This is a genomic window from Roseomonas alba (genome assembly GCF_019430885.1).
GTDB lineage: Bacteria > Pseudomonadota > Alphaproteobacteria > Acetobacterales > Acetobacteraceae > Neoroseomonas > Neoroseomonas alba.
Genome location: NZ_JAHYBZ010000024.1, coordinates 1 through 5,911, shown reverse-complemented (window position 1 = coordinate 5,911; position 5,911 = coordinate 1). Strand labels below are relative to the sequence as shown.

Here is a 5,911-nt window from a genome sequence, read left to right as displayed (position 1 = left end):
TCTTTTAAAATTGCATCGGGTTTTGGAAGTAGATTGGTTCTTGGCTGTCCCTTGGATGTGGATGGCTGGGTGCTGGGCTGAGGAGGCTGTGGATTGTGCCTTTGGTGATCTGGCTGGGCTTGGGTGCCTGGTTGGGTGGCTGGGGTGGGATGCGCGGTCGGCGCCCGGGTGTTGGTCTCGGAAGGGGCTGATGTCTTGGGTGGTTTAGGCTTGGTGTCTGGTTGTTCTTTGGGATGGTTGGGATTGTCGGTGAGTAGAGTGAGTGCAGGGTTGTTCGTGAGCTGGCTGGGTCTTTTGGGATCTGGTTGGTGAATGAACCTGAGAGTTTGATCCTGGCTCAGAGCGAACGCTGGCGGCATGCTTAACACATGCAAGTCGCGCGGTCAGCAATGGCAGCGGCGGACGGGTGAGTAACGCGTAGGAATGTGTCCAGAGGTGGGGGACAACCCCGGGAAACTGGGGCTAATACCGCATATGTCCTGAGGGACAAAGCAGTAATGCGCCTTTGGAGCAGCCTGCGTCCGATTAGGTAGTTGGTGGGGTAATGGCCTACCAAGCCTGCGATCGGTAGCTGGTCTGAGAGGATGATCAGTCACACTGGGACTGAGACACGGCCCAGACTCCTACGGGAGGCAGCAGTGGGGAATATTGGACAATGGGGGCAACCCTGATCCAGCAATGCCGCGTGTGTGAAGAAGGTCTTCGGATCGTAAAGCACTTTCGACAGGGACGATGATGACGGTACCTGTAGAAGAAGCCCCGGCTAACTTCGTGCCAGCAGCCGCGGTAATACGAAGGGGGCTAGCGTTGCTCGGAATTACTGGGCGTAAAGGGCGCGTAGGCGGCTCGACCAGTCAGGCGTGAAATTCCTGGGCTTAACCTGGGGACTGCGCTTGATACTGTTGAGCTTGAGGCCGAGAGAGGGTGGTGGAATTCCCAGTGTAGAGGTGAAATTCGTAGATATTGGGAAGAACACCGGTGGCGAAGGCGACCACCTGGCTCGGTACTGACGCTGAGGCGCGACAGCGTGGGGAGCAAACAGGATTAGATACCCTGGTAGTCCACGCCGTAAACGATGTGTGCTGGATGTTGGGGCTCCTAGAGTCTCAGTGTCGTAGCTAACGCGGTAAGCACACCGCCTGGGGAGTACGGCCGCAAGGTTGAAACTCAAAGGAATTGACGGGGGCCCGCACAAGCGGTGGAGCATGTGGTTTAATTCGAAGCAACGCGCAGAACCTTACCAGCCCTTGACATGGTTCGGACCGGTCCAGAGATGGACTTTCCTAGCAATAGGCCGGACGCACAGGTGCTGCATGGCTGTCGTCAGCTCGTGTCGTGAGATGTTGGGTTAAGTCCCGCAACGAGCGCAACCCTCGCCTTTAGTTGCCAGCATGTTTGGGTGGGCACTCTAAAGGAACTGCCGGTGACAAGCCGGAGGAAGGTGGGGATGACGTCAAGTCCTCATGGCCCTTATGGGCTGGGCTACACACGTGCTACAATGGCGATGACAATGGGAAGCCATGTCGCGAGGCAGAGCCGATCCCAAAAAGTCGTCTCAGTTCAGATCGCAGCCTGCAACTCGGCTGCGTGAAGGTGGAATCGCTAGTAATCGCGCATCAGCATGGCGCGGTGAATACGTTCCCGGGCCTTGTACACACCGCCCGTCACACCATGGGAGTTGGTTCTACCCTAAGCCGGTTGGCTAACCGCAAGGAGGCCGCCGACCACGGTAGGGTCAGCGACTGGGGTGAAGTCGTAACAAGGTAGCCGTAGGGGAACCTGCGGCTGGATCACCTCCTTTCAAGGATGTCTGCCTGATGGATCCTTCGGGGTTCTTGGGTGACACCTTTCATAGACTACCGAACTCTGCACGAGCCTGATCTGGTTGGTTCCGGATGGAACTGGCGGATTGGGCAGCCTCTCACCGAGGGTCCTGACTGTTCTGGAATGACCGGCCTTGCCGGCGTGCCTGGTCGTGGCGCAAGTCACGGCGGGCGCCGACCGCGCATCCTTCCCTGGATTGGGCGACCCCGCAGGTGCGGGGCCAGTAGCTCAGTTGGTTAGAGCACACGCTTGATAAGCGTGGGGTCGGAGGTTCAAGTCCTCCCTGGCCCACCAGATTTTTGCTGCGCAAAAATTTGGTTCCCCTGAGTGACGGTGTGGTGACGCGCAAGTGTTGCTGTTGACCGGCTTGGGTGGAGCTGTTGGCATCCTCTCCCGCGGGGGCGTAGCTCAGTGGGAGAGCACCTGCTTTGCAAGCAGGGGGTCGTCGGTTCGAATCCGACCGTCTCCATTTCCTTTCGACGCGGATTGCGGCGAAAGGAAATTCGCCGGAGGCAGAGAGAAGCGACCCGCGATGCACTGCATCGCGGCGCGGTTTCTCGCTGGCGGTGACGGTTTGATAGAAGGCCTGGCTAGTCGCGCCGAGAGGCGTGGCGATGCTTCCAAAACCTGTTTCGTTCCGCGCTGGCGGTCCGGGATCCTCAAGAGGGAGCCGGGTGGTCTGCGGAGCGGCATGTTCTTTTACATGGTGAAGATGATCAGTTGTGTGTGTGAGTGACGCACATCGACCGGGGCAAGACTAGACCGCGTCCCTGGTGATGCTGCGGCGCTGCCGTCCAATTCTGACGCAGCGGGGCGTGGTTTGGCCCTGTGCGCGGGCGGTGGTGAGAGTAAGGAGTGAGAGAAGGGCATTCGGTGGATGCCTTGGCGCCAAGAGGCGATGAAGGACGTGGCACGCTGCGAAAAGCCGCGGGGAGATGCGAGCGATCGTTGATCCGCGGATGTCCGAATGGGGAAACCCACCCCTTTGGGGTATCCCGTACTGAATTCATAGGTGCGGGAGGCAAACCCGGGGAACTGAAACATCTCAGTACCCGGAGGAAAAGACATCAACAGAGATTCCGCTAGTAGTGGCGAGCGAACGCGGAGCAGGCCAGTGGTCTTTGCGAAAGAAGTCGAACGGTCTGGAAAGGCCGGCCATAGTGGGTGATAGCCCCGTAGGCGTAGTGTTCGCAAAGATCCTTGAGTAGGGCGGGGCACGTGAAACCCTGTCTGAACATGGGGGGACCATCCTCCAAGCCTAAATACTCCTTGGCGACCGATAGTGCACAAGTACCGTGAGGGAAAGGTGAAAAGCACCCCGACGAGGGGAGTGAAAGAGACCTGAAACCGGATGCTTACAAGCAGTCGGAGCTCGTAAGAGTGACGGCGTACCTTTTGTATAATGGGTCCGCGAGTTCGTGTTGGCAGCAAGCTTAAGCCGAGAGGTGTAGGCGCAGCGAAAGCGAGTCTGAATAGGGCGCATAGTTGCCGGCATGAGACCCGAAACCTGGTGATCTAGCCATGGACAGGTTGAAGGTGGGGTAACACCCACTGGAGGACCGAACCCACGCCTGTTGAAAAAGTCGGGGATGATCTGTGGTTAGGGGTGAAAGGCCAATCAAACCAGGAAATAGCTGGTTCTCCGCGAAATCTATTGAGGTAGATCGTCCGTCGATCACCATCGGAGGTAGAGCACCGGAAGGGCTAGGGGGGCCCAAAGCCCTACCAAACCCTACCGAACTCCGAATGCCGATGAGTGCAGGCGGGCAGACAGACAGTGGGTGCTAAGGTCCATTGTCGAGAGGGAAACAGCCCAGACCACCAGCTAAGGCCCCCAAATGATGGCTAAGTGGGAAAGCATGTGAGACGGCCAAAACAACCAGGAGGTTGGCTTAGAAGCAGCCATCCTTTAAAGAAAGCGTAATAGCTCACTGGTCTAAACAAGCTGTCTTGCGGCGAAAATGTACCGGGGCTCAAGCCATCTGCCGAAGCTGTGGGTGTGCAGCAATGCACGCGGTAGCGGAGCGTTCCGTAGGCCTGCGAAGCGGTACCGGTGACGGGCCGTGGAGGTATCGGAAGTGCGAATGCGGACATGAGTAACGACAAACAGAGTGAGAAACTCTGTCGCCGAAAGTCCAAGGGTTCCTGCGCAAGGTTAATCCGCGCAGGGTGAGCCGGCCCCTAAGGCGAGGGCGAAAGCCGTAGCCGATGGGAACCAGGTGAATATTCCTGGGCCCGCCAGAAGTGACGGCCATGAAATTCTGTCATTCCTTATCGGATTGGGGTGGCAGTTGGATTGGTCCGGGAAATAGCTCTGGCATATGGACCGTACCCGAAACCGACACAGGTGGACTGGATGAGTATTCCAAGGCGCTTGAGAGAACCATACCGAAGGAACTAGGCAAATTGCCCGCGTAAGTTAGCGATAAGCGGGACCCGTCTGTGGGCAACCATGGGCGGGTGGCACAGACCAGGGGGTGGCGACTGTTTAGTAAAAACACAGGGCTCTGCGAAATCGAGAGATGACGTATAGGGTCTGACGCCTGCCCGGTGCCGGAAGGTTAAAGGGAGGAGTGCAAGCTCCGAACTGAAGCCCCGGTAAACGGCGGCCGTAACTATAACGGTCCTAAGGTAGCGAAATTCCTTGTCGGGTAAGTTCCGACCTGCACGAATGGCGTAACGACCTCCCCACTGTCTCCGGTATGGGCTCAGTGAAATTGAATTCCCCGTGAAGATGCGGGGTACCCGCGGTCAGACGGAAAGACCCTATGAACCTTTACTGCAGCTTGGCAGTGGCGCCAGGAAGGGGCTGTGTAGGATAGGTGGGAGGCTTTGAAGCCGGGGCGCCAGCCTTGGTGGAGCCAACCTTGAAATACCACCCTGCGCCTTTCTGGCGTCTAACCGAACCCCGTCACCCGGGGTCGGGACCCTGCCTGGTGGGCAGTTTGACTGGGGCGGTCGCCTCCCAAAAGGTAACGGAGGCGCGCGATGGTGGGCTCAAGCCGGTCGGACATCGGCTGTTGAGTGCAAAGGCACAAGCCCGCCTGACTGCGAGTGCGACAGCACGAGCAGGGACGAAAGTCGGCCTTAGTGATCCGGTGGTCCCGCATGGAAGGGCCATCGCTCAACGGATAAAAGGTACTCTAGGGATAACAGGCTGATCTCCCCCAAGAGTCCACATCGACGGGGAGGTTTGGCACCTCGATGTCGGCTCATCGCATCCCGGGGCTGGAGCAGGTCCCAAGGGTTCGGCTGTTCGCCGATTAAAGCGGTACGTGAGCTGGGTTTAGAACGTCGTGAGACAGTTCGGTCCCTATCTGCCGTGGGTGTTGGAGACTTGAGAGGATCTTTCCCTAGTACGAGAGGACCGGGAAGGACGCACCTCTGGTGCACCGGTTGTCGCGCCAGCGGCACCGCCGGGTAGCCAAGTGCGGAATGGATAACCGCTGAAGGCATCTAAGCGGGAAACCAGCCTCAAGACGAGGTCTCCCTAAGGGCCGTGGTAGACCACCACGTCGATAGGCCGCAGGTGGAAGCTCCGTAAGGAGTGCAGCCGAGCGGTCCTAATCACCCGATAGAACTCCTTACCCCTACACCACCGCGCGGATGCGCAAGCATCCACCGCGCACAGCGCCAATCCACGCACCACACACAACCGATCATCACACCACTTCATCCGAGGATCCGGCCCGGTGGCCCGGTGGTCATCGCGGGGTTGATACACCCGTTCCCATCCCGAACACGGCCGTGAAACACCCCAGCGCCCATGGTACTGCGTCTTAAGACGCGGGAGAGTCGGTCGCCGCCGGGCCACCAGGCCGGATCCTCTGATACGAACCTCACCTACCCAACGCGGGGTGGAGCAGCCCGGTAGCTCGTCAGGCTCATAACCTGAAGGTCACAGGTTCAAATCCTGTCCCCGCATCCAACACCATTTGCAACCCGCCACGGGCAACCGCGGCGGGCTTTGCGTTTGAAGCCAGCGACACAATGCCCGCCAGATCGCCGCGCAGCACACCGGCAAGGTCACCCAACAAGCCGATCGCCAACTCACCATCCTCCACCAGCGCCCGCTCAACCCCACAAA

The 5,911-nt window shown here is 58.7% G+C and carries 3 tRNA genes and 3 rRNA genes; all 6 read left to right on the top strand.

What is annotated here, in order from left to right:
* The first annotated feature begins 314 nt into the window (after positions 1-314).
* The 6 genes from KPL78_RS29980 (at position 315) to KPL78_RS29955 (ending at position 5,752) form a co-directional block, all read left to right on the top strand.
* Positions 315-1,801, top strand: a 16S ribosomal RNA gene (locus tag KPL78_RS29980).
* A gap of 240 nt (positions 1,802-2,041) precedes the next feature.
* Positions 2,042-2,118: transfer RNA gene (locus KPL78_RS29975), tRNA-Ile, on the top strand.
* A 103-nt stretch (positions 2,119-2,221) separates the two neighbouring features.
* Positions 2,222-2,293 (top strand) — tRNA-Ala (locus KPL78_RS29970).
* A gap of 381 nt (positions 2,294-2,674) precedes the next feature.
* A 23S ribosomal RNA gene (locus KPL78_RS29965) occupies positions 2,675-5,412 on the top strand.
* 108 nt (positions 5,413-5,520) lie between these two features.
* Positions 5,521-5,635, top strand: a 5S ribosomal RNA gene (rrf, locus tag KPL78_RS29960).
* The 16S, 23S and 5S rRNA genes sit together here with 3 tRNA genes alongside, the layout of an rRNA operon.
* Before the next feature lie 40 nt (positions 5,636-5,675).
* Positions 5,676-5,752 (top strand) — tRNA-Met (locus tag KPL78_RS29955).
* The last annotated feature ends 159 nt before the right edge of the window (positions 5,753-5,911 follow it).